Annotated in this window: 20 protein-coding genes and 1 pseudogene; 19 read left to right on the top strand and 2 right to left on the bottom strand. The window is 45.7% G+C overall.

The features are described from left to right. Positions 1–11 precede the first annotated feature (11 nt). Positions 12–2,108 (top strand): annotated as a pseudogene (locus QUF19_RS19450) (type I secretion system permease/ATPase); the annotation flags it as partial. 229 nt (positions 2,109–2,337) lie between these two features. On the opposite strand, the gene QUF19_RS19455 reads toward QUF19_RS19450, so the two are convergent. Both QUF19_RS19455 and QUF19_RS19460 read right to left on the bottom strand, forming a co-directional pair. Beyond that, positions 2,338–3,519, bottom strand: a complete 1,182-nt coding sequence (locus tag QUF19_RS19455; RefSeq protein WP_286302411.1) for an MFS transporter — start codon at positions 3,517–3,519, stop codon at positions 2,338–2,340. A 215-nt stretch (positions 3,520–3,734) separates the two neighbouring features. After that, positions 3,735–5,735 carry a hypothetical protein gene (locus QUF19_RS19460; protein ID WP_286303271.1) on the bottom strand — a complete coding sequence of 667 codons (2,001 nt, stop codon included), beginning with the start codon at positions 5,733–5,735 and terminating at the stop codon, positions 3,735–3,737. A gap of 242 nt (positions 5,736–5,977) precedes the next feature. Between QUF19_RS19460 and QUF19_RS19465 the strand changes: the two genes are divergently transcribed. The 18 genes from QUF19_RS19465 (at position 5,978) to dsbD (ending at position 26,277) form a co-directional block, all read left to right on the top strand. Then, a complete protein-coding gene (locus QUF19_RS19465; protein ID WP_286303272.1) occupies positions 5,978–10,822 on the top strand; it encodes an Lcl C-terminal domain-containing protein in 4,845 nt (1,614 codons plus the stop codon). A 64-nt stretch (positions 10,823–10,886) separates the two neighbouring features. Then, entirely contained in the window at positions 10,887–11,066 is a 180-nt protein-coding gene (locus tag QUF19_RS19470) for a Flp family type IVb pilin (protein WP_017075276.1), read from the top strand. 30 nt (positions 11,067–11,096) lie between these two features. Continuing rightward, positions 11,097–11,978: a Flp pilus assembly protein CpaB gene (gene cpaB, locus QUF19_RS19475; RefSeq protein ID WP_286302416.1), complete on the top strand. Its 882-nt coding sequence runs from the start codon at positions 11,097–11,099 to the stop codon at positions 11,976–11,978. Beyond that, complete coding sequence (locus QUF19_RS19480) at positions 11,971–13,356, top strand: type II and III secretion system protein family protein (RefSeq protein WP_286302418.1); 1,386 nt, start codon at positions 11,971–11,973, stop codon at positions 13,354–13,356. Before cpaB ends, QUF19_RS19480 begins: the two co-directional genes overlap by 8 nt. Positions 13,357–13,363: 7 nt before the next feature. Next, the gene (locus QUF19_RS19485; RefSeq protein ID WP_286302420.1) at positions 13,364–13,987 is read left to right on the top strand and encodes a CpaD family pilus assembly lipoprotein; all 624 of its coding nucleotides are present in this window, start codon (positions 13,364–13,366) and stop codon (positions 13,985–13,987) included. Continuing rightward, positions 13,984–15,144 (top strand): CpaE/TadZ family protein, encoded by a 1,161-nt coding sequence (locus QUF19_RS19490; RefSeq protein WP_286302422.1) that lies wholly within the window; start codon positions 13,984–13,986, stop codon positions 15,142–15,144. The genes QUF19_RS19485 and QUF19_RS19490 overlap by 4 nt, the downstream gene beginning before the upstream one ends. Continuing rightward, positions 15,144–16,487 (top strand): TadA family conjugal transfer-associated ATPase, encoded by a 1,344-nt coding sequence (locus tag QUF19_RS19495; protein WP_286302425.1) that lies wholly within the window; start codon positions 15,144–15,146, stop codon positions 16,485–16,487. Before QUF19_RS19490 ends, QUF19_RS19495 begins: the two co-directional genes overlap by 1 nt. After that, positions 16,487–17,401, top strand: coding sequence for a type II secretion system F family protein (locus tag QUF19_RS19500; protein ID WP_286302428.1), 915 nt, complete (start codon positions 16,487–16,489; stop codon positions 17,399–17,401). Before QUF19_RS19495 ends, QUF19_RS19500 begins: the two co-directional genes overlap by 1 nt. Continuing rightward, entirely contained in the window at positions 17,398–18,249 is an 852-nt protein-coding gene (locus tag QUF19_RS19505; protein WP_286302429.1) for a type II secretion system F family protein, read from the top strand. The genes QUF19_RS19500 and QUF19_RS19505 overlap by 4 nt, the downstream gene beginning before the upstream one ends. Beyond that, complete coding sequence (locus QUF19_RS19510; protein ID WP_286302431.1) at positions 18,246–18,986, top strand: tetratricopeptide repeat protein; 741 nt, start codon at positions 18,246–18,248, stop codon at positions 18,984–18,986. The genes QUF19_RS19505 and QUF19_RS19510 overlap by 4 nt, the downstream gene beginning before the upstream one ends. Then, the gene (locus tag QUF19_RS19515) at positions 18,986–19,435 is read left to right on the top strand and encodes a TadE/TadG family type IV pilus assembly protein (protein ID WP_286302433.1); all 450 of its coding nucleotides are present in this window, start codon (positions 18,986–18,988) and stop codon (positions 19,433–19,435) included. Before QUF19_RS19510 ends, QUF19_RS19515 begins: the two co-directional genes overlap by 1 nt. Continuing rightward, positions 19,422–19,985: a tight adherence pilus pseudopilin TadF gene (tadF, locus tag QUF19_RS19520; RefSeq protein ID WP_286302435.1), complete on the top strand. Its 564-nt coding sequence runs from the start codon at positions 19,422–19,424 to the stop codon at positions 19,983–19,985. Before QUF19_RS19515 ends, tadF begins: the two co-directional genes overlap by 14 nt. After that, positions 19,978–21,192: a vWA domain-containing protein gene (locus QUF19_RS19525; RefSeq protein ID WP_286302437.1), complete on the top strand. Its 1,215-nt coding sequence runs from the start codon at positions 19,978–19,980 to the stop codon at positions 21,190–21,192. Before tadF ends, QUF19_RS19525 begins: the two co-directional genes overlap by 8 nt. Positions 21,193–21,276: 84 nt before the next feature. Continuing rightward, the gene (locus QUF19_RS19530) at positions 21,277–21,741 is read left to right on the top strand and encodes a TlpA family protein disulfide reductase (protein WP_108161115.1); all 465 of its coding nucleotides are present in this window, start codon (positions 21,277–21,279) and stop codon (positions 21,739–21,741) included. Further along, positions 21,741–22,241, top strand: coding sequence for a DUF4266 domain-containing protein (locus QUF19_RS19535; RefSeq protein WP_286302444.1), 501 nt, complete (start codon positions 21,741–21,743; stop codon positions 22,239–22,241). Before QUF19_RS19530 ends, QUF19_RS19535 begins: the two co-directional genes overlap by 1 nt. A 49-nt stretch (positions 22,242–22,290) precedes the next feature. Beyond that, the gene (locus QUF19_RS19540) at positions 22,291–23,517 is read left to right on the top strand and encodes a DUF3570 domain-containing protein (protein ID WP_286302447.1); all 1,227 of its coding nucleotides are present in this window, start codon (positions 22,291–22,293) and stop codon (positions 23,515–23,517) included. After that, the gene (locus QUF19_RS19545; protein ID WP_286302449.1) at positions 23,507–24,484 is read left to right on the top strand and encodes an FAD:protein FMN transferase; all 978 of its coding nucleotides are present in this window, start codon (positions 23,507–23,509) and stop codon (positions 24,482–24,484) included. Before QUF19_RS19540 ends, QUF19_RS19545 begins: the two co-directional genes overlap by 11 nt. Then, a complete protein-coding gene (gene dsbD, locus QUF19_RS19550; RefSeq protein WP_286302451.1) occupies positions 24,481–26,277 on the top strand; it encodes a protein-disulfide reductase DsbD in 1,797 nt (598 codons plus the stop codon). The genes QUF19_RS19545 and dsbD overlap by 4 nt, the downstream gene beginning before the upstream one ends. The last annotated feature ends 75 nt before the right edge of the window (positions 26,278–26,352 follow it).

The following is a 26,352-nucleotide window of genomic DNA, read 5'->3' on the forward strand; positions in this document are numbered from 1 at the left end:
CTATCACACAAGATAATTGCGGAATCGACGCCGTCGTTTATGCGGGTAACTATTTCCACAAAAAGTCGACCAAGACACAGCTCAAGCATGCTTTAGGCGTCAGTCATTCCAATTTAAATGACTTGGAAATAAGGGAAGCTGCAGATTATATTGGCCTAAAAAGTCAAGTGACGAGAGTAAAATCGAACGAGCTAAATACCCTCCCGCTGCCCGTTTTAATTGAAATCGACAATAGTTGGAAAGTGCTAACTAAATCAGCTGATGGCCCCTTTGTTTTATATGACCCAGCCACTCAATTGGAGCAGCAGAGTGAGCTTAGTCCGAATAGTCACTCATCAACGTACAAGGTAATGTTGGTCGCGGATGAAAGACTAAGTAGCAAAGAAGTGAAATTTGGTCTTAGCTGGTTTGCCCCCTCTATTTGGCGTCAAAAGAGCCAAATGCGAGATGTGTTTTTTTATGCCATTGCCCTTCAAATATTCGCACTTGTCAGCCCGATGTTGTTTGAAAATGTCATCGATAAAGTGCTAGTCGGCCGCAGCTTATCCAGTTTACATGTGCTCGCCATAGCGATGCTTGCTCTTGCCATTGCAGAGCCAGCATACAGTTACTTGCGTAATACCGTATTTGGCCACCTCGCAAGTCAAGTAAATGCAGAGCTATCAGGACGCCTTTATCGCCATTTAGTTGGCCTCCCCCTCAATTACTTCAAGCAGCGTCAGACGGGACAAATCATTGCTCGAGTTCGTGAAATGGCTCAAATTCGCCAGTTTTTGACCGGTTCGACGTTGATGTTATTGCTCGACCTCATTTTTGTTACCGTCTTTCTTGCTGTTATGTTCCATTATGCCAAGACTCTAACTTGGCTAGTAATCGGTTCACTTTTTATCTATTTCTTACTTTGGCTTATTGCTGGCCCAATAATAAGAAAAAAAGTGGAATCAGAATACGAATCGGATGCCGATGCCACGACCTTTCTAACGGAAGCGGTAACAGGCATTGAAACCATTAAAACCACAGCTACTGAACATAGATTTTTACATCAATGGCAACATATTCTCAGCCAACAACTAAACCGTAGCTTTGATGCTCAAAAATCAGGACTTATTGCAGGGCAAGGCATAGGGCTAATACAAAAACTGACTGCGGCACTGCTCCTGTGGTGGGGAGTCAGCGAAGTACTTAACGGTGAGCTCACTCCCGGACAATTGGTGGCCTTCAATATGTTAGCCGGCCACGTGACTCAGCCGGTACTTCGACTTGCGCAAATCTGGCAAGACTTCCAACATACTCTTATTGCACTAAAGCGAGTGGGCGATATTCTTGATGAACCAAAAGAAAATGGAAAACAAGGGTTAGCTTCTGTTCCTGAACTCAATGGAGGTATCGAATTTAGTAACATTCGCTTTCGTTATCACGAAGACTCTCCCGAAGTGTTGGCCAACTTATCGTTAGAAATAAAACCGGGCCAGTTTATCGGCATCACCGGGCCGTCAGGCTCAGGAAAAAGTACCATCACTCGGCTATTGCAACGTTTGTATGTCCCTCAACATGGTCAAGTATTGGTAGACGGTATGGATCTCGCGATAGCCGACCCAATTTCGCTACGTCGCAACATGAGTGTGGTATTGCAAGAAAGTATTCTCTTTTCTGGGAGCGTTGCTGAGAATATCCGCCTAAGTCAGCCTCAAGCTACTGATGAGGAAATGCGCAATGCTGCGCAGCTTGCTGGTGCTTTGGAATTCATTGAAGGACTTCCCCACGGGTTTAATCAGCCCGTTGGGGAAAAAGGGGGGTCTTTATCTGGCGGCCAGCGTCAACGCATTGCGTTAGCAAGAGCCCTACTCGTGAACCCTAGGATTTTACTTCTTGATGAAGCAACATCAGCACTCGACTATAACTCGGAAGCGGCCATCATGAGTAATATGGAGGAGATCTGCCAAGGACGAACCGTAATTAGCATCGCACACCGCCTTAACACCATTCGTCATGCGGATAACATTCTTGTTCTCGACAAGGGCCAGGTCTGTGAAAGTGGAACTCACAATGAATTGGTGGAGAAAGAAGGGTTGTATGCAAAACTATGGAAGCAACAAGTAGGCACATAGTCTAATACTTAGATTCTTTCCTTAAAAACAAAAAGTTACATGTGAAAGGCGAGAATTTACCAAATAAATACCATTAATGAGCTGTAGCCACTCATTGAATCATGAAATTATCAGGTAACGCTTTGCATTAAATTATCAGATAACCATTTAATGCAAAGGTTTGACTGGAATAACTTAAGCCCCTGAAAACGAGCTTCGCGGCCATTTGGTTATATCAACCATAAAAACTTTAGCGCCAGCTAAACATTCGAACTTCATTGCCCTCTTCAGGCTTCTTGGGGATGTTTAAAGACAGCGCCAAAGAAACCGCCGCCATCACTGCACCAATGTAGAAAACCGTTGCGGGAGACGATAACCAAATCACACCAAACGCGACTGGAATAACAACCGCGGCAATATGGTTAATGGTGAAAGAGACACCAGCGGTTGATGCCATGTCAGCAGGATCTGCAATTTTCTGGAAGTAGGTTTTGATCGCCAATGCCAACGCAAAGAACAGATGATCGACAACATACAGCGCGGCTGCCCACTCCGCCGTTTGTACTAAAGCATACCCAACGAACACACCAATCAAACCCACATATTCGAAGATAAGCGCCTTACGCTCACCCACGATACCAATAAATTTACCAATGCGTTTTGCGAACAAGAAGTTAAACAGGTAGTTGATCAAGAACAGCAGCGTGATGTCAGCAGCCGAGTAACCGAACTTCTCTACCATCAAGAAGCCAGCAAACACCGTGAAGATTTGTCTTCTTGCACCACTCATAAACGTTAGCGCGTAGTAGAGCCAGTAACGCTTTCTCAACACCAGTTTTTTATTTTGCTGAGTCTTGGTTTGAAATTCAGGGAAACCAAAAGTCATCACTAATACTAAAATAAAACCGATGCCTCCGGTAATGCCATACACCCATGCAAAATCAAGCTTGAGCTGTTCTAACATCACCCAAATTGATCCATAAGTGATTAATGAGGCTAACGCGCCAACGGAGATCATTTTACCTAGCATCTCGGGCGCTTCTTCTTTACTCAACCATTGCAGTGACAAAGACTGCTTCAGCGTTTCAAAATAGTGAAAACCCGTCGACATCAAAACCGTAGTCAGCAACAAGCCTGTGAGTGTAGGAAATAAACCGGTAATTGCCGTGCCCACGGTTAACATCGCCAGCGATATCAACATAAAGCGTTGCTCTCGAATGAAGGCTAAAACAAACACCACGGTAAACGCTAAGAAGCCTGGGATCTCACGAACACTTTGTAGCAAGCCTATATCGGCACCGTCAAAGTTCGCTTTCTCAATCACGAAGTTGTTAAGCAGAGCCATCCAGCTCGAAAACGCGATAGGGACAACAATTGAAATCAGTAATAAGAAGTTTTGCGGCGTTTTCCAGCTCGCTGTTGATGCACTCATGACAGCCAAATCCTAAATAGTAATCCAGTATCATACTCCGGTTTTATGGCGATTAACAAATGATTAACTTTTGTTTCCTAGTGTTCATACAGAGCATAAATACATGCATCAAAAAGAGATAAACAAGAGAAATAGGTCGTTGTGAAAAAGAGAGGGGAAATAAGAAAACAGGAATAAGAAGGGAGCAAACCTCCCTTCTTTAGCGCAAAAAACCGTTAAAGACCTTTATAGAAAGTTAGCCATTCACCTCGTTCTAAGCCGCTAACGTGCACCCCAGATATGCCACTTGATGTTGTCGCATTGGTCGGAGAAAACGAGAGGTTTACGTTTTTAAATTTATCGGAGATTTCACTTTCTGTCCCTGTTTGAGAAAGAACGTAACCCAAGTTGGTTGAATTCCAACTTGAATTGCCGCTGTCTTCCCACTTTTTGAAGAGTTCTTTGGTCACCAGTTGGCTGCCAACTTTGAGAGCCGGACCGCTGATATTTCGGAACTGATAATAGTCCGCACCCGAAGAAGTTAACGCAATCACCTTATCTTCTAACACATACAAAGACTTGATGGCATTGTTACTCAAAGACTCTGTTACAAGTAGGCTTCTCGTCATGTTATCAACGATATAAAGAGAACTTGTTGTGGTAATAGCACTGGTTTTTCCGTCTCGCGATGTCGCTATTTTGCTAATAGCAGAATCAACGGGCAGATCCCCAAGTACGGTTTGTTGTATCGAGTTAGACACCCACTCAACCTTATTGCTATCCAACCCCAACAATATCTGCTGATTCACGACAATATTGGCTGTTTTAAGGTTTAACTTATCAATCGTCATCTTAGTGGATAGGTTAGCCGTATCGATAACTTCTGTCGCTAAATTACTGTTTGAAAAGTAATTCTTATAAACAATTAATGCTTCACTTTCGTCATAAGATGACATGACTTGCGGTGAGGAAGCTTTCAATGCGTGACTCCAGCTTTTCATATCAAGCTTATTAGCACTTAGCAATTTGAGTTCTTGCTGTGAGTATATCGAGCTTCCGGTATTTTTAATCGCCAGTAACGAGCCACTTTGTAACAGAGGAACCACTGCTGCAAAATTATCATTGATGCACGACTCACTCGATTTAGGCGGAACGGCTGGATTAGGTTTGGGAATGGGTGGAAGCGTACCTCCACTACGACTGCTGTATGTATCAATCGCAAAAGCCTTCACACCAACATTGTTGTTATTCGAACCATTGAGGCTCGTGAGGAAAACACCATTAGCGCCTTGGCTATTACAAATATCACTCGACGTGGGTGAAACGTAAGCAGTCGGTTTGTAAACCTTATAGGCCTGAACACCATTTAACGCAGGAACTAACTGAATGATTTCACTCGAGTCGACCGGTATTTCTCCGCCTCCAGTACCACCTCCGTGATCGTAATCATCGTCGTCATCGTCATCATGGTCGTCGTGATCGTCATCGTCGTCGTGTGAACGGATACTAACCAGACCAGAAACCGCTTGAGATGCTGGATCACTATCGATTGTCACCGGCTTATTGCGTGAAGAGCTATCAATTTGCATAACCACATCATTCGCCGTTAAAAACACAATCTGGCTGCTCGCTGGATTCAGAGCTATCGACTTCGCACCAGACAATTGCGGTACCGATTGTGAACCGCGAACAACCAAAGAGTCTTCAATTTGGAGATGCCGAGAAACCGTACCAGCAACGTCAATATTAGATAAGTCTAAAGTCTTATGCTCTATCATCAAATCAAGAGCATGAGCAATATTGGTATAAGAAGACTGCTTACCGTCACTTTGCGCCTTTTTCAGCGATTTTAACAACAGATTTGATAGATCTTTAGACCCATGAGTTGAGTCTAGAACACCAAAATTAATGCCAACATGATCGCCTAACTTACTTTGAAGCGATGCTTTTGCTTGTTCTACATCGTTACTTACCGTTGGGTTAAACATCATCTCGCTATGAATCAAAGTAGTGAAAGGCGTCACCACTTTCATACCAGGAGAAGCAGTCAAAATTGCACCATCATATTGTCTCTGCTGTGCGTACCCTGAAACATCGGCGATCTGTTTCTCTTGATCACTGCATACGCCATTCAGATCTGCATCAGCACAGACTAATGAATCTAGAAACGCATAGCCTGAAGCCGTAGACCCAACTGGGTTTTCGCTATCAGAACTGCCTCCACATCCTGAGACTATCAAGGCACTAGAGATTGCTAGTGACAATTTGCATATTAATAATTTATTGTGCATTTTTTCGACCGATTCACCTAGTTTATTATTGGGTTAATAGTATTTAATCTGGCTATTAAATCACTTAACGAAATAAAAGATCAAATGATATTGATAATTACTATCATTTAAATTAATATCCTCCGCCTTTCTTATGGGTAATTTATAAATTATTTGGAGTTCAGGTGGTAAGAAATCCATACAAACTAATGAGTGTTTCACTCGTTTCCACAATGCTCATGGCTTGTGGTGGAGCAGAGTCAGATCCGAAGCTCAAGCAGTCACAGACTCAACCAAATTCTCAGAATATTTCGGGCATAGCTTTGGATGGTTATTTACACAATGCGAAGGTTTGTTTAGACAAAAATAGCAATGCCATGTGTGACTCTGCTGATGGGGAAATTGCCACTACGGACGCCGAAGGACGATTCCAACTAAACATCGACAATGATGTCGCCCAATACCCAATATTGGTTGAAGCGGTTGCAGGTGTAACCATCGATATGGATTCACCAAATCAACCTATTGAATCCGGATTTACGCTAGAAGTACCGAGTAGCAATTCGGACGTGATCAGCCCCATGACATCTCTTATTGCCAGTGTGTCGAGAACAAGTGGAATCAGTTTTGATGAAGCAACTCAGCTTGTGGCCAGCGACTTAGGCATAGATCAACAACTGGCTGTTGGTGATTATTCCGCATCAAACTCAACGATAAGCCGTGAAGTACACATGTTTGCGCGCGGTGTTACTCGTGCACTTCAGGAAGCACAAATGGCCTCTGTTGATGCAGGTGTCGACCAAGTCAATGCTCGAAAAGGCTCTATGTACAAGCTGGCAGAGCTTGATTTAGCAGAATTTAAAGCCAAGACCGATTTGCTGTCTCATGGCGCATCAGGAACCGATAGCGCATTGAAGCAACTTGGTAAGGAATACCGAGATCAACTCAAAGTTTCCCAAGAAGACATCGATGGCAATGAAATCATCACTAGGCCACCTGCGCCTAAGCATGGTCAAGTCAATGATGCCTCAGACACTTTCGATTGGCAGTTTGTGCGTGGCTTCAACCAGAATACAGATTACGAATACTCATTGGATTCAGGGAAAGCTTGGACAACGGTCATTCGTAAGCCGATTGTTGTAGGGAAACTGGCGTTCGACAAAGGAGTCGTTCAAGTTCGAGTTTCCGCGTCTAACGTTCGTAACACCCCTGCCGGAAAGCCCATGCTTTCAGACAAAGCGTTTACGCTAACAACAGTGCCTGCAGCTCCAGCTTGGATTACTGTGAATAACGCGATCAATCAATTTGATTGGGCATTTGTCGACTCGTTTAATGAACTGGGTTTGTATGAATATTCATTAGATAACGGCTCAAGCTGGACGCAAGCGACTGAAAAGCCTCAAGACATTCCAGATCTAGATATTCCAGTTGGACATCTAAAAGTTCGTGTAGCCAAAGATGACTCGCTAGGTCAGCCAACGGGATTAAGTTCAGCGTCAGAACAATCGATGACGGTAACCCCAATCCAGCCCGCGCAACCAGTACTAGATTTTGCTAACGACAGCACCAATCAAATAAATTGGCTTTGGGTTAACGAATACAACGATCCGTCTTACTACGAGATTAATCTAGGTAATGGCTGGCAGGACGTAACCGAACTGCCGTATCTTGTGGGCAATGTTTCACTTCCTGCAAACACGATTTCGGTTCGCGTTAAGTCAAATGCACTGGATGCTCGCCCCGCGGGAGTTCCGTTGGTTATCAGCTCTGCGTTCACTCGCTCAGAAAATCAACCTGTAGCACCAACCTCACCGATTGTTGACGATGCAGAAAACACATTCGCATGGAAGAACGTTGAAGGGTTCACGGGGAGTGACTCCTACGAATACTCTCTCGATAGAGGCATTACTTTTACCCCTGTAACTAGCAACCCACAAGCTATCCCTGATGAGATATTTTCCAAGGGGCAAGTCTGTGTGCGCGTAAAAGCAGAATCGGATCCTCTACATGATCCTGGCGAAGCGCTGTGCTCAGACAAGGGCTACTCTGTTACTCCCAATATGCCTACCGCACCGACATCACCAATCTCTCAGGATGGGTTAGACACATTTGATTGGACATTCGTTACCGGGTTTTCAGAGGTAACGGATTACGAGATCAATACGCTTAACACCGGTTGGACAGTCGTTACCACAAAGCCTTATCAGCTAAACGACCAAGCTTACGCTATCGATTCAATCCAAGTACGCGTTAAACGAGATCCAATTACGGGTCGTCCTAGCGGTTCAGAGTTAACCAACGATGTCGCGTTTACTGTTCGTCCGTCAGCACCAATTGCCCCGACAGGTCTGGTGGTTAACGACACCGACAACACGCTCGATTGGGCATACTTCGGCGATTTCACTCAGCCCGAGCACTTCGAAGTCACGCTCGACTCCGGTTTAACTTGGACAAAAGTAACCGCGAAGCCTGTTGTTATTGGTAATGTCGACAAGAACATCGCTGAAGTGCAATTACGAATAGGTGCGAACCCTACCAATGGCATGCCTCATGGCGTTGCAACTCCAACTGCACAAGCCTTTACCAAAGTGTTTGAAATCCCGGCGCCAACCTCGCCTGAAATCGTAAATACATTCACTGGTAGTAACCCAATCAATACCAATGGATTTCAATGGGATTACTTAACCGCCAACGTTGAGGGTCAATCGGTTCGTTTTGACCAAGCCGAATACTATGAGTTCACCAATGACCAAGGTGTCACTTGGCATCCTGTTGTTTCAAAACCTCAATTTATTGGCCCAGAAGCGTACGACAAGGCTAGTGTCGGAGTTCGACTAAAGAAACAAGCAAAAGAAGGCGTTTCCAATTCAGTCAGTGACACCCTTTGGGCTACAGATGCTAGTAGTCGCTTCACTGCATTAAAATTCGTACCGATGAAAACCCGCTCGCAGGCCGCTGATTTTAGTTACGGTGGCTCATGGAATTCCTACTCCCTAAATTGTATTGCTGAATACGATGACAAAGGACAAGGGGAACCGACGTTTTGGGCGGAACGATTCTCTTCAGAAATCGATACTGTATTCGATAAAGTCGCACAAGTAGATGATTGTGGTATCGCAGGTTGGAATCTTCCAGAGAGCGGTGAAGTGATCACGCTATCAACGCGAGACCCTGCAACACTGCCATCAAACTTAAGAAGTTACTTAGTATCGAACAATTCTTCAAATACGTTAGCGGATAAAAATGGCGTCGCTGTCACTATAAACAAAGGGCAAGAATATGTTGAGCAGTATTACAGTAAATACGCATACGCTAAATGGCAATTACCGTCTGGGCCGCAGCTAGTCAGTCACATTGATGCTTCAACAACTGCTGTTGAAACCCTACTCAATACACAAAGTTCAATAGTAAAGGCGGCTGAGGCTTACCTAACAACATGGCTAGCGAACAATCAGAAAAAAGCGCAAAGCTACGCGACTTTAGAAGCCCAAGCACAAGCTAAAGTTGTTGAACTGGCGGCCTTTACGAAACCATGGCTTGACGAATTGAGTGCAGTGACCACGAAGATCACTATTTACGACTTTCAGGTGTCGGTTGCTCAAAGCCGTACTGATGCGGAGAGCCTTGAGTTCATTACCAAAGTACAAGCTTACAAAGAAAAAGCAGCGAAACTACAGCAAAACTCGAACGGGTTAAATGCACTAGTTGAAGGTGCTAAGTTTGCTCAAAAAATGGCATTCATCCAGAAAAACTCAGTGATGCTAACCGATGCCACAAGTGCAATAGGCTCAGCTTCATTGGCTTCAGAGCTGCATCAAGCAAGTTTGGATCTCTACAATGCCATTTCAGTATTAGAGAGCCAATATGCGCAAGTCGCTGACTTCATTACTCAACTGAATAGCGCAACCAACGGAATTGGCTCTGAGTTTGATTCGCTCATCGCTCTATATCAAACACTCATCAAAGAGATGAGCACAACAGCCACACTCCACGATCTCGCTCAATCCAAAGTGTTAGCAAAAGATGGACTAAAACAAGCGGCAGACAATGGGTTTAGTGTTTCTCAAGCCAACGCAATGGTAAGTAATCGCTTCGCCAAGTTGGATGAGCTAGGAAACTACCTACCAAGTGACACAACCTATCAACAAGGTTGGCGCTGTGTTGAAGACACGAAAATTTCAGGAAAACGTCGAGTGTGGGCACTGCTCAAAGATGGACTACCGCATGGTGCTGACGATCTTGCCTATGATGCTTCAGCGACCGGATACGCCAGCATACTAGGCAGCAACGAACTACTCGCTAGCACGAATAACAACAAGCTGTGTGGTTTTAGTGACTGGGAAGTTCCACACTTAGCGCAGTTGCTGTCGATTAACACCAAAGCTGTCGAAGGTTCAAATTCGAAAATGACCTTGGATACAGACGTATTTCCAAATTACTTGGGACTAAAGCCAAAATACGACAAATCTTATTTCGATAATGGAACCACGTTTTATTACTGGTCTAGTTCAGCTAGCGGTGATCAACAATACATCACAAGTTACGACACTAAAGAAAGTAGCCAAACCTTAGATAAAGCTCGTACCGATGGTTCTGAAGACAAAGTCGTCTTAGCTCGATTATTCAGAGAAAAGTCTGCTAATTATCAGTATCTAAATGCGCAAGGAACGGTAGTAACCAATCGACAAAATGCAGTGTGTGCTCAAGACACAGACAGCAACTTGGTTTGGCAACTCTTCTCTCGAGGTGATAGTAGCCGTTTCAAGAAATACGTAGATATTGCCCCTCTTATCACAGCACAAAATACCAAGAGTATTTGTGGCAAAGCGAATTGGCGTTACCCGACAAAAGCTGAACTGTATAGCCTATTGCCACTTAACAACGAAGTGTTTGAGTTCAACGAAGCAACTGGTGGTAGCTATGACTATTACATCACCAGCGACCCAGCACCTTATGGCCGCTTCAAAGGGTTAAATATGACGACGATAGCGGAGACTGATGTGTCTACCGCGAGCTATTCATCAGCTTATCTATATCGATTAGTTGCAGACTAACGACACCTTTACTAATTACCACAGCAGCCTCAACTGAGGCTGCTTCTATCTAGGAAATAACAACATGTTTAACAAGAAAAAGCAGCGCGGTGCGGCCGCTATCGAATACGCAATCCTCGCAGCAGCAATGTCTGTGGTCTTGCTTAATTTTGTAGGCGGCGAGAATGGTGATCTAACCGAAGCCATTACTGACGCTTACGAAACTGTCGTCAAGCAGCTCAAAGACGCTCAAAAATCAGAATAAGCCCGTTTACCGTAAATTAAAGGAATAGTTATGACTGCCAAGCGACTCATGTTGCTGTCGTTATTTTGCTCGGTGCTCGGATTGTCCGTTTTACTGTTGAGCCAAACCAATAGCGAGTCTGTGACCACCTCTTCTAAACAAGCCGCTAAGCAAACGGTCAAAGTGCTGGTTCCAACTCGTACGATTGAGATAGGCCAAACCTACACGCCAAACTCGTTTCGATGGAAAGAAGTTCCACAGCAAGAGTTAGAGAACTACATCGACCACGTGGCACCGGAAGATATTTCTGCCGACCACACGATGTCAGGGCTAGCACGCACCAAACTCGTCAAAGACTCAATATTGTCGAAAGCGGACATTACCGAGCCGAAAGGTGGCTACTCGCTCTCATTGAAGTTGCAACCAGGCTATCGCGCGATTTCAGTCCCTGTCGATCAAGTCACGTCTAATTCAGGCTTCATTGAGCCGGGCGACCGAGTAGATATTCTCCTACTCGGTTCACAAGATGGTGAGCTACTTCGTTATGGCAATTCATCTCAAGGACTGTACGTTACAACGATAGTTCATGATGCAAGAGTCTTGGCATTTAATAATAAGCAAACGGCAGAATCTTATCAAAAGGCTCGGGAATCGAATGGTTTCGAAAATGGTATCCCTGACGACAGCAGTGTCTCTTTAGAAGTGACACCCGAGCAAGCAAACCAAGTGGTCCTTGCGAAACAATTAGGAAAGTTAACGCTTGTATTGCGTGGGCAAAACGAGGCTCAAGATCAACCTCAACACGCAAATGCAGTGACGCTGAAAGTCATTTCTCCAGACACAACTCAGGTATTACCTGACGTAGGATTGGTGGAATTTAGAGCCGACAATAAAACGGTTAAAACTAATACTGGAGCTGATAACAATGGCTAATATCTGTCGTTGGTGGGGTGTTCTCCTGCTCTCAAGCCTATGTGTCTCTTTTGCATCTGCAGCATCAACATTTGATGTGACGATCAATGAGGCAAGAATGATTCACTTACCAGAAAAAGCTAAATCCATTTTCATCTCGAGCACCCATATCGCTGATTACCAAACCTTGACCAATACCAAGGTGATGATATTCGGTAAGCGAGCGGGCAGCGCTACGATCACCGTTTTGAATGAACAAGAACGCGTGATTTATACCAATAAAATTCGCGTGACACACAACAGCCGCGAGTTCAATGAACTGGTTAAAAACAAGTTCCCAGAAGCGTCAGTCAACGCGGAATCTCTGGGCGGAAAACTCTGGCTTAAAGGACGCGTTCCCTCTCCGATGATGGCACACAATATCGTGTCGCTCGCGAAAGGCTACTTATCCCCGATTGTCGGTTCTACCGAACAACAAGAGAGCTCGAATTCAAAAGGAAACAGTAATTCAACCAATCAAAATCAGCAAACTCAATCCAATGATGATGAGCTAATCAATCAATTGGTTGTCACCATGCCAAATCAGGTCAACATTCGTGTAAAAATCGCTGAAGTCTCAAGAAATGTATCCAATAAGTTGGGCATCAAATGGGGTTCAATCGCTGGCGGTGTAGGGCAATTTTCGTTTTCAAAGCTGCCTAATGTCAGTAGTTGGGGCAAGCCGAGCATTACCGCTCTGATTGATGCTCTAGCAACCAACGGCATGATGTCTGTGCTTGCTGAACCTAACTTGACCGCGATGTCAGGCGAAGATGCGGAGTTTTTGGTTGGTGGACAAGTACCGCTACCACTGATTACGGCTGACACCACTCAAATCGAGTACAAGGATTTCGGTGTGAAACTGAACTTCACCCCAACCGTGCTCAGCCAAAACCGTATCAGCTTAAAAGTGAATCCCGAGGTCAGTAACGTCTCAATCGAGAGCCAACAAGTGATACACGGAACTAACTTCCCTTCTTTTACCACTCGTAGCGCCTCCACCACCATTGAATTGGCGAGTGGGCAGAGCTTCGCTTTAGGCGGGTTATTGAAATCGGAAGACATTGAACAGCTACAAAAAGTACCGCTTATCGGTGAAATACCGGTTCTCGGTAGCCTGTTCCGATCGACTGAATTCACTCGTAGAGAAACAGAGCTGGTCATCATTGTAACGGCTTACCTAGTTCAGCCAACTCGTTCGGACTCAATGCCACTCCCAACCGATGGCTTAATCCCGTTGAGCGATGTTGAACGTTTACTGGCATGGCCAAGAATTCAACAAAAAACATCAAATAATAAAGCGACTTACACCGACAACCAGAAGCCTCGCTTACTGGGTGACAACGGGTTCTACTACTGAGGACATCATGAACAAATTATCCTTATTACTGCCCGCTCTCTTTGCGCTTGCGGGTTGCGCGCCAACGCCTACAACCCAACAACCTTCTGTGGATGTGGTGTCCGTGACAAACAAGCTGACTTTAACACTGTCGGGTAAAACGTTATCGGCTCAAGAGAAAGATGACATCTCTGATTTTATTGCTCGCCGAGGCACGCTATCCAACTTAATGGTCAAGATTGAAAATACGACTCAGAAAGGAGAAAGCCAAAGTGAAAAAATTAGGCTTCGTCTGATCGAGTCAGGCCTCTACCCTTCGCAAATTTCAGTGTCAGACACTGCGGCGCAAGGTAAAGGCGACATCACGATTTTTCTTGAATCTTATCGAGCCAAAGTAACGGCATGTGACGCAGGGAAAACGCCAAGAACCACACTCAACGCTTATCGTACTCAGCGCAATTTTGGCTGTGCGAATGCCAATGCACTGGCGCAAATGGTCGCAAACCCAAAAGACCTGATTGTTGGTCAGCCCATCGACAGTGCACAAGGACAAAAAGCTGTGTCCAGCATCGATAACTACTTTGCGCCACCAGCACAAACCCAACAGATAAACTCTGGTTCTTCGAATACCACGCTAGGAGGTTCGCAATGAATCAAGTACATAATTTAACGGTACTCATCGCGGCATCGGAGCAACTCGATACATTAGCGCTCACATACACACTGAATGATTTCGGTATCAACAACATCAAGACCTCTTCGAATCAAGAAGATGACGTGGTGAGACAGGTACTGAAGAACGACGTTAAAACCATCTTCCTCGATGTACTGAATAGCGAATTGCCAGAGTCGAAACAAGTTGTGCAGCGCTTAATACAACGTACTGGCTGCCAAGTTATCGCGATTGGTCATTCAGCCGAAATTTTTGCTTACCGTGGAATGCTCGCATCCGGTGCCAGTGACTATTTAGTCAACCCTGTGACACCACAAGATCTTGAACACGTCTCCTTTGCTGCTTTGCAACTCAACAACGAAAAACGAAATGAAAAAATCGTTTCCATTGTCAGTTCAAAAGGTGGCTCAGGAAGCAGCACCATTATAGCGACGTTATCGCAGCAGCTTGCCGAACTCGGGAAACGAGTAACTTGTATGGACCTCGATTTTTCGATGGGTGATTTGGATTTGCTACTCAATGTAGAAGGCAACACGGCGTTGGTAGAGCTTTTACAATACCCAGAAAGATTAGAACCTCTCGTATTTGAGCGCAGTGGGATCAGTGTGTCACCCGAGCACACGCTCTTTACCGGTTATCTACCTTTAGACACCACACCATTTTGGCCACAAAAGATTGCATTCGATCAGTTTACAAAGTTCTGCCTGCAAAGTTCAGACTACTTATTGATCGACATCCCGACCTATTCATTGCGTGACCAGGTTGGCTTTGAAGCGCTTAAAAGTGCCGATATTCGAATCATTGTGGTTGAACCTACACTCAGCTCCATTCGCAATGCTGGTCAGATAATCAAACGACTTCAAAACCAAGCGACTTCACAAACCATTGTGGTGTTGAACCATTGTAAGTCCGATTCCGCATCCCTTATTTCGGTCAATGATGTGAAGAAATCACTCGGAACATCCGTAGACGTCGTGATTCCGTTTTTGCCTAACCATTTCCTGAGCAAGTCATCGCTTGGTCAGCCTGCCCATAAAGGCAATAGGAAAGTGAAGCTCGCGTTTAACTCTCTACTTGAACTAGTCACTGGTGAGCCGCAACAAGGCAGCCGCCGTTTTTGGAAGCGAGGCGCATAATGTTTGGTCAGAACACACAAGCCTTAGATTCGATTGAAGCGAATAGAGCTCGAACACATGAATCCCTAACATCAACACCTTCGGTTCGTGAGCATTATCACGTGATTCATGAAGAGGTCATCAAGGCGATCGACCCATCGGTTGTAGTGAGCTTAAGTGCACCCGATCTTGAAGCTAGAATTGCCGAAATGGTGTCAGATATCGTGGTCTCTAAGCAGTTACCGCTTGGTCACAAAGATGTCGCTCATTCGGTGGAACAATTGCTCAATGAGTTTCTAGGATTAGGTCCACTGCAGCCCTTAATCGAAGACCAAGGCATTACCGACATCATGGTCAATGGATACCGTGAAGTCTACGTAGAACGCTCAGGGAAATTGCAAAAAACGGCCGTTCAATTTCGCAATGAAGAACAACTTCTCAACCTAGCGCGACGCATCGTCAGCAAGGTTGGACGAAGAATCGATGAATCGAATCCATTAGTCGATGCTCGGTTGGATGATGGTAGCCGTGTCAATGTGATGATCCCACCGCTAGCGCTTGATGGAACCTACATTTCCATCCGGAAATTCAATGAGAATAAGCTAACACTCAGCCAATTGGCTCAGTTTGGCGCAATGTCGAAATCGATGGTTAAGCTTATCGATATTATTGTTCGCTCACGCCTTAATGTGCTTGTTGCGGGAGGCACTGGTGCAGGTAAAACCACCCTGCTCAATGCGATGTCTTTTAGCATTTCACCTCAAGAACGCATCATTACCATTGAAGACACCGCAGAACTGCGTCTACAACAGCCTCATGTTGTGCGCGCTGAAACTCGCCCAGCCAATGCCGAAGGCTTAACGCCAATTACCCAGCGAGAGTTGGTGCGAAATGCTCTACGTATGCGACCAGATCGCATCATTTTAGGCGAAGTTCGTGGCGATGAAGCCTTTGAAATGATGCAGGCAATGAACACCGGCCATGATGGTTCACTGTGTACATTGCATGCAAACTCGGCGACTGACGCACTCGTTCGCATGGAAAACATGTTGATGATGAGCCAAGCGACTCTGCCTCTGTTCTCATTGCGCCGCCAAATCGCAGACACCATCGATGTCGTTATACAAGTCGAAAGAATGCGTGATGGCAAACGACGCATTGTTTCGATAACCGAGGTGCAAGGGTTAGAAGGAGAACAATACATCACTCAAGACTTGTTCAAATTCAAGCCTTTATCGGAGGATCAACAAGGCAACCTAATTGGCGAATACAAGAGTGCTAAGTGCGTACCAAGCTTCAATGAAAAAGCCAAATACCACCAACTCGATGCTCAACTCAGAGTAGCGATGGAGCTTGAAGCCTGATGATCCTAGTTCTCACTGTTTTTGTTTTGTTTGTCGCGATTGGGTTAATCAGATTGAGCTCTAAGCAAGCCATCGTCAATAAACGGCTGTTATTAGTATGCGGCAGTCAACGCTCGCTTTCAGCTGACGTTTCAATCAAAAAAACCAACCACCAGCGTAGCAACAAACTGCATGCTTTCTTTTTACGAATGAATGCATTGCTACCAGTTTGGGATAAGTACTTTATTGCCTTGTCAGCTATCGGCTTCCCTGCATCTGGCCACATGTTATTTCCCCAACTGGCAATGCATCATCAACTTTTCGCCGCTGTTGGACTTTGGTTTGTATGCACATGTGCCTTGGTGATGTACCGCCGAAAAATGCAGGTAGAAGAGTTCGAACAAGGCATCATCAATGTACTTGGCTTAATTTCTAGAGCGGTGGCTGCAGGGCTCTCAGTCCCACAAGCAATTGAACAAGTGTCAGAAACCCAACCTGGACTGCTAGGACGTGAGTTCTCGTATATTCGCGATAATTTAACACTCGGTTTAAGCCTTCGCCAAAGCCTCGATGATGCATGCGTTCGCCTTCCTTACAGCAGTTTCCGCTACTTCTCGGTCGCGTTGATCCTCAATCAATCGAATGGTGGCCAACTGCGCGACATTCTTCAAAGCTTGAGCAGAACCATGCATGATAATCGAGCGATGAGAAAAAAGGTCAAAAGCTTAACCTCGGAGCCTCGTATGACAGCCCTCTTTCTCTCTATCTTACCCTTGGGGTTATTGGGTGGTATCTATTTGATGGAACCCACCATGATCGTCCAATTGTTCAACACAGAATCGGGACAGCGGGTACTAACCTACGCCGTCATTAGCATCAGCTCAGGTACACTCATTTTGAACGCTCTGACTCGTAACAAAAGGTTCTCATCATGATGTATGTTGCCTTGCTTCTGTTGGGATGTGCATTACTACTGACAGTTGTCGCACACTTGTCTTCTTTCAAACGAGATGTTGTCGCTGAGCGACTGACTCGCGTATCGAGCTACTCCTCTAAGTACACCACCGCTTCAAGTAAATGGCGCTTCCAAGGTGCAAAACCGCGACGCCAGAAGTTAACCCTCATTGGCTGGTTGAGTCCTAATGCAGAGACCTATTTTCTTGGCTTAAGACTACTGACGATGGCGACTGGATCTATTGCTTGGTATGTCACTCGAATCCAAGTGCTTAACATGAACTCTGTGGCCGAATGTATCGCAATCGCCATTGTGGTCGGCATCCTGTTCGACCGCATTCTAGATTGGCGCGTGAACCAAATCCGAATGCAAATTAGCCGCGTTATTCCTGATGCAGTCGATCTGATGGTGGTATGTGTCGCATCAGGTCTAACACTCGAAGCGGTATTTCGCTGTGTCGGTGAAGAGATGCGTGCGATCTCTCCAGCATTGTCACGCGAATGGCTCCTCACTGCGACTGAGATATCGGTTCTTGATTCACCACAAACGGCACTTTCAAACCTAGACAAACGAGTCCAGCTTCCTGACATCAACAATATTGTGACCACCATGAATCAAGCACTTCAATACGGCACGCCTCTCGCTGAAGCATTAAAGCTGATTGCCTCTGATAGCCGCCAATATCACTTCTTAGAGCTTGAAGAGTGGGTAGGAAAAATACCCGCTAAGATGTCGTTCCCTTTAGTGGTCTTCATCATGCTACCTGTCGTGGGCATTATTGTCGTGCCAATCATGTTATCCCTTAAACAAACTCTGGGGGGCTTATGAACAAGATCATTCTCTTGGGTTTAGCGCTGATTTTAGTCGGCTGCCAATCAACGAATAACATTGAAAAAGAGACCTCTGAAGACATGAAAGTTGCAGAGGTTGCACTGATGAATGGCAAACCAGAAAGTGCCATGGAACTGTATCGAAAGATGCTGATATCGAAGCCTGATGACCCGCAGCTACTCTTGCTAATGGGGTCCGCTGCGAATCAAGCGAGTCGTTATGATGAGGCGTTGCATTACCTAAAACGTGGTATCGAGCTTAATCAATCGAGCGCGATTTACAGAGAACTTGGCCGTGCGTGGTTGGCGCTCGGTGAGCTTGAACAAGCAACAATAGCTCTCGAGGAATCTGTCAGGTTAGTAACAACTGATGACGTTGCCCAAAACAGTTTAGGCGTGAGTTACTCGCTCAATAAGCAGTATTCAAAAGCGCGTGAATCTTACTCTCATGCCCTCAGCTTGATGCCATCCAGTAATGAGTATCGCAACAACTTAGCCATGGCTTGGATACTCGATGGAAAACCAGAGCAAGGGATCCGAATTCTGCACCCGATCTTTGTCCGAGGAGAAGCGAGCGTAAAGCTGCAACTTAATCTAGCACTGGCTTATGCGCTTTCTGGAGACAGTGCGTCCGCGAAAAGTATCGCTCGTGCACATCTATCTCAACCTGAGTTCGCCAACAATAGTCTTTATTACCAAGAGCTTGCTGCTAAAAATGAGCAGGGAGAACTGTGATGCTCTCTCGTCAAAAAGGGGCGCAGACCGTCGAGTTTGCAATGTTGGTGGTACCGTTCCTGATACTGATCATCGGTTTCTTTGAGATCTGCCGCCTGCTGTTGGTCAACATCATCCTTGATGTAGCCGTTAATGCGGGTGTTCGTGAGGCCAAGACACGGCCGATTAGTCCTATTTCAGACCAAGCTTTTGCCGAGACTATCGCAAAGTTCCCACTGATAGATAAGAGCAAGCTCGTCTTGGATCCATCGCCGCTATACGCCGAAAACTTCTCAGATTTAGTTAATGAGAAACCGGTATCCAAAAGCAGAGCAGTGTTAGGCGAGTACAAGGTGTCTTACTCATTTTCATTTGCCTTATTGCCTAATCTATCAACTCAGTTTTCTGAGTCTATCGGCGACATGACAACCTTGAAAAGAAAGGTACTGGTTAGTTATGACAACAAATAAAACACCTCGAAAAAAACAAGCGGGTTCAGCAGCGATTGAATTCCCCTTCGTTGTACTCGCACTCATGATCATTTTGTGGGGGCTTGTTGCTACCTACCGCTTATTCAACCTACAGACTCAGCTCGACAACGTGACATATAACCTAGTCAACGCCGTTTCACTAACGCACCTGAAACCAGAGCAAGGCCCAAACGGATGGCCTAATACGTTAAAGGATCAGCTTCTCGATCTCGCCGAACGTTATCTTCCGCAAAACATTAAGCGCAGCAATATTGGGCTGGTACTTGAAAGCCGTGTATTTGATACCACCGCTTCGAACTGGGAATACAAGCCCATCATCCATGCCGGAATCACCTGTCAAAAGTACACACCCATCGATCAACTAGAGACACTTATCGTTGAGGGAAGCGGCGACCCTGCGTTAGTTGGAAGACAATCCACCTTGGTTCAACTCACTTTATGTGTGAATACACCGTTTGACTACAAGCGGCTCGATCTTCCTAAAACACTCTCAAGTTCATCAGTTGTGATAGGAAAGCATTATGGTTAAACCAATATTCGGCAGCATTGCGCTTAAAAAACAGCAAGGCTCCATGACCATTTCATTCTTGGCGTTACTGTTTCCAGCGCTTTTCATCGCTGTTGGCACCCTGATGATCTCCGCACAAGTGATGGTTTCAAACCGAGCAGCGCAAGCCGCCGATTCGGCCGCATTAGCGTGTGCTTTTGCTGATACAGCCACACACCCAATGATGTTGGCTTACCAAGATTACTATAAGCCAACCCTAAAAGGCGTGAGTGGCTTAAAACCAGAAATCATAGGCTCTGAATGCCGTATTAGCCTAGGCTATTCATTATCACCCTTACTGCCCAACTTCAAATATGAGAGCTATGCAAACAAGGTAACGGCGACAGGTGGTGGTTATAAAGGTGTGGTTGAAAGCAAGCACTCTTCGATTCCAACGGAGCTAGTACTGGTACTTGATGTGTCTGGATCGATGGGTTCAAACATCCAGTCATTGAAATCCATTTTATCCAATGCTTTGAATACGATTCAATCTCAGAGTAAGAACGCTAACGATTTAGATTCAATTAGAATTTCAATCGTTCCTTTCGACTCTGGCGTTGCAGCGCAGCGCCCACCTTGGTTATCCAAAGAAGCAGCCGGAATCTACTGTATCGATGGGCTTAGCTATCGTAGTGGCAATTTCTCTGCGGCACTGACCGTCGATAACCTAGCGACGCTTCACTCAGAGCGACCGGTGAAATTTACACCGCCAAGTCAATGGTTAAGCGACTGTAATCAAGATTCACCAATGCTGCCATTGACCAACGTATTTTCCCGCGTCCAAAACTCGATAAACAGCCTAACAGCAAATGGCGGTACTCGCTCTTATCACGGTTTGGTATGGGGAGTGAGGCAGCTTATCCCACGCTGGCAACAAGCATGGGGATTGAACGCCAGCACAGTACCCGAAACCAGAAGAAAATTGGTGCTTTTTACCGACGGAGATGACAGTGGAGACGCGTTCACCCAACTGGTTAACGCCGGGTTCTGTACTACCGCAATCAATCAATATGGCATCGAAATGAATTTCATCGGCTATGGCGTCAACCCTTCTCGAATCGCTCAATTCGAGAACTGTGCAGGGGATACACAACGCGTGTTTAGCGCCACGAATACCACCCAACTCAACGAGTATTTTTCCGACATTTTAGCCGTTGAATACTCGGCAACCATCAAACTCACTCGCTAATCAAAACAAAGCGTTTGATTCGAAACACCTGAATTTAAGCATTGAATTAAAAACAAACAAGTTAAAAACAATATGGAGAAAAACATGTTTACACGAGCCTTAGCGCTATTGGCGCTGTGCCTTTCTTTGCCAACATTGGCTTATCAAGAAGGGGATTCGCTGTCGCCAGACGTCATCGAAAAACTTCAACTCAACAAGGATGAACTGACCATTGTCGACTTCTTTGCAGAGTGGTGCGTCTCTTGCCGCGAAGAGCTACCAGAAGTTAATCAACTCTACACCGAACTCAAAGGCACAGGCGTCACGTTTAAAGGCGTTGATGTGGATGAAGATGTCGAGGTTGGCTTGGCGTTTCAAAAGCAGCTCGGATTGGAGTTCCCTGTTGTTAACGACCCTGAACAAGCGTTGATCGCAGAGTTTAAACCTATCGGTATGCCTGCGCTTTACTACATCTATCAGGGCAAGGTTATCAAGATTCGTTTTGGTGCCATTAACCACATTAGTGACGTGATAACTGACGACCTCACCCAAATGGGAGTGCAACTGTAATGCTAATCAAAGCCACCCTTGTTGGGCTATTAGCTATTCCAATGACTGTTAATGCGGCTCTTGAACTCGATCTTAGTGGTTTAGGAAAGAAGCCCGCAGAACAGCAAACAAGTAATAGCAGCACAAATAGCGATGGTCCTATCGTTGAAGAAGAGATCATCTCCAGCACCGTTTATTCAAGTGGCGGTGATTATTCAAACCCAGAAGCGAAACGTGCAACCAGACGAAACATTGAGATGGTTAAACCCAAGGCAAAGCAACTGGTTATCGAACAGAAAGCACCTGAAGTGAGCAACAAACCTTCTGCTCTGGCTTTTGTTGATGAGTTTCTTGGTATTGAACCCGTAAAGCCTTGGGAAAAAGGCACATTGGCTCAAAAAGAGATGAAGCCCGGCGGCACAGTACCTGAATTCGACGTCTTTTCTGAAAAGGTATTCGCTTACAAACAAGGTTCCGTCGGCGGCAGTGGCGTTGGTGGCGGAGGCTGTGGTTGTAACTAACCGCTCCTTCAACGAATAAATCAGTACTTCAAAACAAAATAAGAAAAAAATGAAAAAACTACCAATTACGCTGCTTAGTGCAGCGGCAGTGGCTAACGTTGCATTAGCTGAAGATCATATCTCTGTTCATTACCTTAGCTATGAGGAATACGATGACAGAGTATCAGCCAATGACACTATGGTTTCGATTGAGAAAAGTATCGGCTTAGATTGGACATTAAACGCAGAGATAAGCTACGACAGTATTTCTGGCGCCTCACCAGCGTGGGGACCAACGACACCTCTTGCTTCGAATGCCGATCAGATAAGTCGCGCCCTAAAAACTCAACAAGCACAGAATAAAACCGACGAGGTTATTCGTGCAGGCTACGACCCTCATCGCAGTGGCTATGAAATCCAAAAAGTAGGCCTTGAAGACACCAGAAAATCCATCAGTTTAAGCGCGACCTATCGCGACACCTTACGTAATGAATGGACCTTAGGTGGCAACGCATCTCAAGAAGAAGATTATGAAAGCCTTGGCATTAACGCCAAAGGTTTGGTCTATGCCGATAGCACTAAAAACCGCTCTTACAGTCTAGGGGGCTCTGCCCTTTTCGATCAGACTCAAGCATTCGGCAAATACTCGCTGGCTTCATCAAACAGCCAGAGCTGGGAAGACATTTTCACGGGCAGTTTAGAAGCCGGATTATCACAAACCTTCACGCCGAATCTATACAGCATTTTTACCGCTTACACGGGTTACCGCAGTGGCTATTTGAGCAATCACTATTTAACGGTTCTGCGTGAAGTTGATATCAATGACGACGGTAAAATCGATGACGATGAAGTGTTCTTGGGGCAAGATTCTCGACCGGATACGCGACTCTCTGGCGGTATTAATATCCAAGCCTTTTACTCATTGTCCGACAGTTTAAAAATCCGACCAAGATACAAATGGTTTATGGATGATTGGGGTGTAATGTCTCACCAGTTAGGCGGTAAATTATCTTGGCGAGTGAGTGAATGGTTAACGTTAGCACCGGGTTATTTCTGGTACACGCAAGATGCGGCCGATTTCTATCGCGACCCAAGTAGTGCCGATCCTTCATTTGCTTCATCAGGCTACGCAACTTCAGATCTGCGCTTGGGTAACTTCACCGCCAATGCCTATGAGCTAGGTGCGAGTATCAAGGTGCATAAGAAATTACGCTTAAATGCGCTTGCTGCATATTACGAACAGAGCAACGGTTTTGAAGCGCAATGGTGGGCGGTTGGAGCAACCTATGAGTTCTAATCTACCCTTTGTGCACCGCTTTCATGCGATGACAGTGCCGTGTGAAGTGCAAATTTTGTCGATTGATTTGGCTACCTTTCCAGAGACAAGTGCAACAGCAATCGCGACTGAGATAGAGCAAAACACACGCCGATTAGAAGACAAATATAACTTCTACTGCGACGACTCGTGGCTAACACAATGCATTAATCAACGATCATCATGTGATGTCGAACTCGATTCTGAATCTGCCGAGGTTTTCCAACACCTCGACCGATTAAGTCAACTGACCTTCGATACCTTTGATACTACGGTCGGCAGCATCAAACATCTTTTAAAACAGAAACCGAAGATGCTCCACAGTCATGCTTTCCAAGCCTTGTCTTCTGCTTTGGGTAAGCAAGCTTGGGAATTGAAAGGGACAATGGATCAAAAAGGGGCTGTCGATCTACAAGGGGCTGTCGATCTACAAAGGGCTGTCGATCTGCAAAGGACAAGGCTACACGTCCCTGACTCACGCACTCGTTTCGATTTTGGTGGCGTCATCAAAGAGTACGCCGTTGACCAAGCCGTAGAGATCGGCAAACAACTCGGCGCGACGTCAATGTTAGTGAACTTTGGCGGTGACATCTATGCGTTAGGCACCAAACCGGATGGCTCGACATTTAACATTGCTGTCTTAGACCCAAGAGACAATAAGACTCCATTTTTCGCAGTGCCCCTAACCAATGCAGCTCTGACGACTTCGGCTCACAGTGAACGCCAAATACAATTTGGTGACAAGACCACTTCTCATATCTTGTCGAAGCAGGATGTTGAGCAGAAGATCCTTTCTGTTACCGCTATCTCGTCATCCACATTGGAAGCCGGCGTGCTCAGCACTTCTCTGACACTAAACCCCAATATTTCGGTGCCGGAAGACAGCGCTGTTATCTACATCGACGATCAATTACACATTCACCAAAACACGGAGTTCCTTCATCCATGAAGTGCTACCTACTTACGTTAATTCTATTGTTTAGCAGCTTTTTGCATGCTCAAGAAAACGAGTTTCTTCCGGTTGAAGAGGCCTTCCCCGTTTCATGGGAAGCCACAGACCAAGGCGCGGTCATCAGCTTTGATACACACAAAGGCTACTACCTGTATCAATCTCGATTTTCGTTCAAAGGGGAGTCTTCATTATCAACGTTAGAACCGATCTATTCGCTACCAGGTGAAGAGAAAGAGGACCCTAACTTTGGCAACGTCGTCGTGTTTCACGAGCCCGTTACCGTTACTGTTCCTTATTCGGGAAGTGGCAAACTCACCGTGCGTTATCAAGGCTGCGCAGACAAAGGACTTTGCTACCTGCCGCAAAAGCTAGTGCTCGATTTGCCGATGCTCGAAACCGTATCTAAAGCGCTGGTTGAGGAGCCATCAAACTCTCTGGTTCAAACCTTAGGTGAGATCCGTGAGGACACGAATGGCTTGTCTTCGTTCCTATCCCAAGCCGGTAAGTTACAAGCACTGCTTGTGTTCTTCTTGCTTGGCCTAGGCTTGTCCCTAACGCCATGTGTACTGCCGATGATTCCGATTTTGGCTAGCATCATCGGTGGCGAAAAAGCGATGACAGGCAAGAAAGGCGCGGCACTCTCTAGTTCCTATGTTCTGGGTATGGCGACCAGCTATGCAATGACGGGGATCTTAGTCACTACATTAGCAAAAGGGGTCAACCTGCAAGCCGCGATGCAACAGCCTTGGTTGTTAACTAGCTTTGCGGCGGTTTTTGTTCTGCTTGCATTGGCGATGTTCGGATTCTATGAACTCCAATTGCCTGTTGCCCTACAGCAAAAACTCAACAGCGGTTCAGACAAGCTTGGCGGCGGTAAGATCGCCAGTGTCTTTGCCATGGGCGCAATATCAGCCTTGGTCGTGTCACCTTGTGTCAGTGCTCCATTGGCTGGCGCGTTGCTTTACGTCTCAACCACTCAAGATTGGATGTTTGGCGGAGCGACTCTGTTCGTTATGGCTCTCGGTATGGGCGTACCGCTTATCGCTATCGGAGCTAGTGGTGGACGTCTATTATTAAGAAGTGGCGCATGGATGGTATACGTTAAGCAGGTATTTGGCGTGCTGCTATTGGCAGTTGCTATCGTGCTATTAAGCCGCTTTGTCGCTCCATCGATCATTATGATCTTATGGGCGCTGCTTGCTATCGGTACTGGTGTACATTTTGGGGCTTTAGAAGCTGCACAACCGGGTTGGGCGCGTACTCGTAAGCTCTCTGCTTTGCTACCACTGAGCTACGGTTTAATCTTGTTTGTCGGATTTTTCTTAGGTAATACCGATCCTCTAAACCCACTTGCAAACAGGGAGTCAGTCCAATCCGTTGCGAGCACTCCCTTTGAAAAAACAGACTCAATTGATCAGCTAGAACAACAGTTACAAGCCGCTGCCAATGCCGATAAAAAGGTGCTGGTCGATCTTTATGCGGATTGGTGTGTCTCTTGTAAAGTGATTGAGACCAACGTGTTCAATGACCAACAAGTGAGCCAACAGCTTAAAGAGTGGAAGACGATAAAACTTGATGTGACAGAAAGCTCTCCCGAGCAAATGGCGTGGCTCAATGATAAGAATGTATTTGGCCCACCAGCGATTTTCTTTTACTCACCCGCCAGCGGTGAAATAGAGCCTGCGCGAGTGATGGGAGATATTGATAAAGAGGGGTTCAATAAAAAACTCAAACTTGCCAATAAGCTCGCTTACACACGAACAACAGAAGCTGATAGCCAAACGAACTAAGGCCTACGCTAGATAAAATCAAAATCGCCCAATCATAAATTGGGCGATTTTTTCTTATTTGGTTAGCAGATTCGA

Source organism: Vibrio sp. FE10 (genome assembly GCF_030297155.1).
Taxonomy (GTDB): domain Bacteria; phylum Pseudomonadota; class Gammaproteobacteria; order Enterobacterales; family Vibrionaceae; genus Vibrio; species Vibrio apostichopi.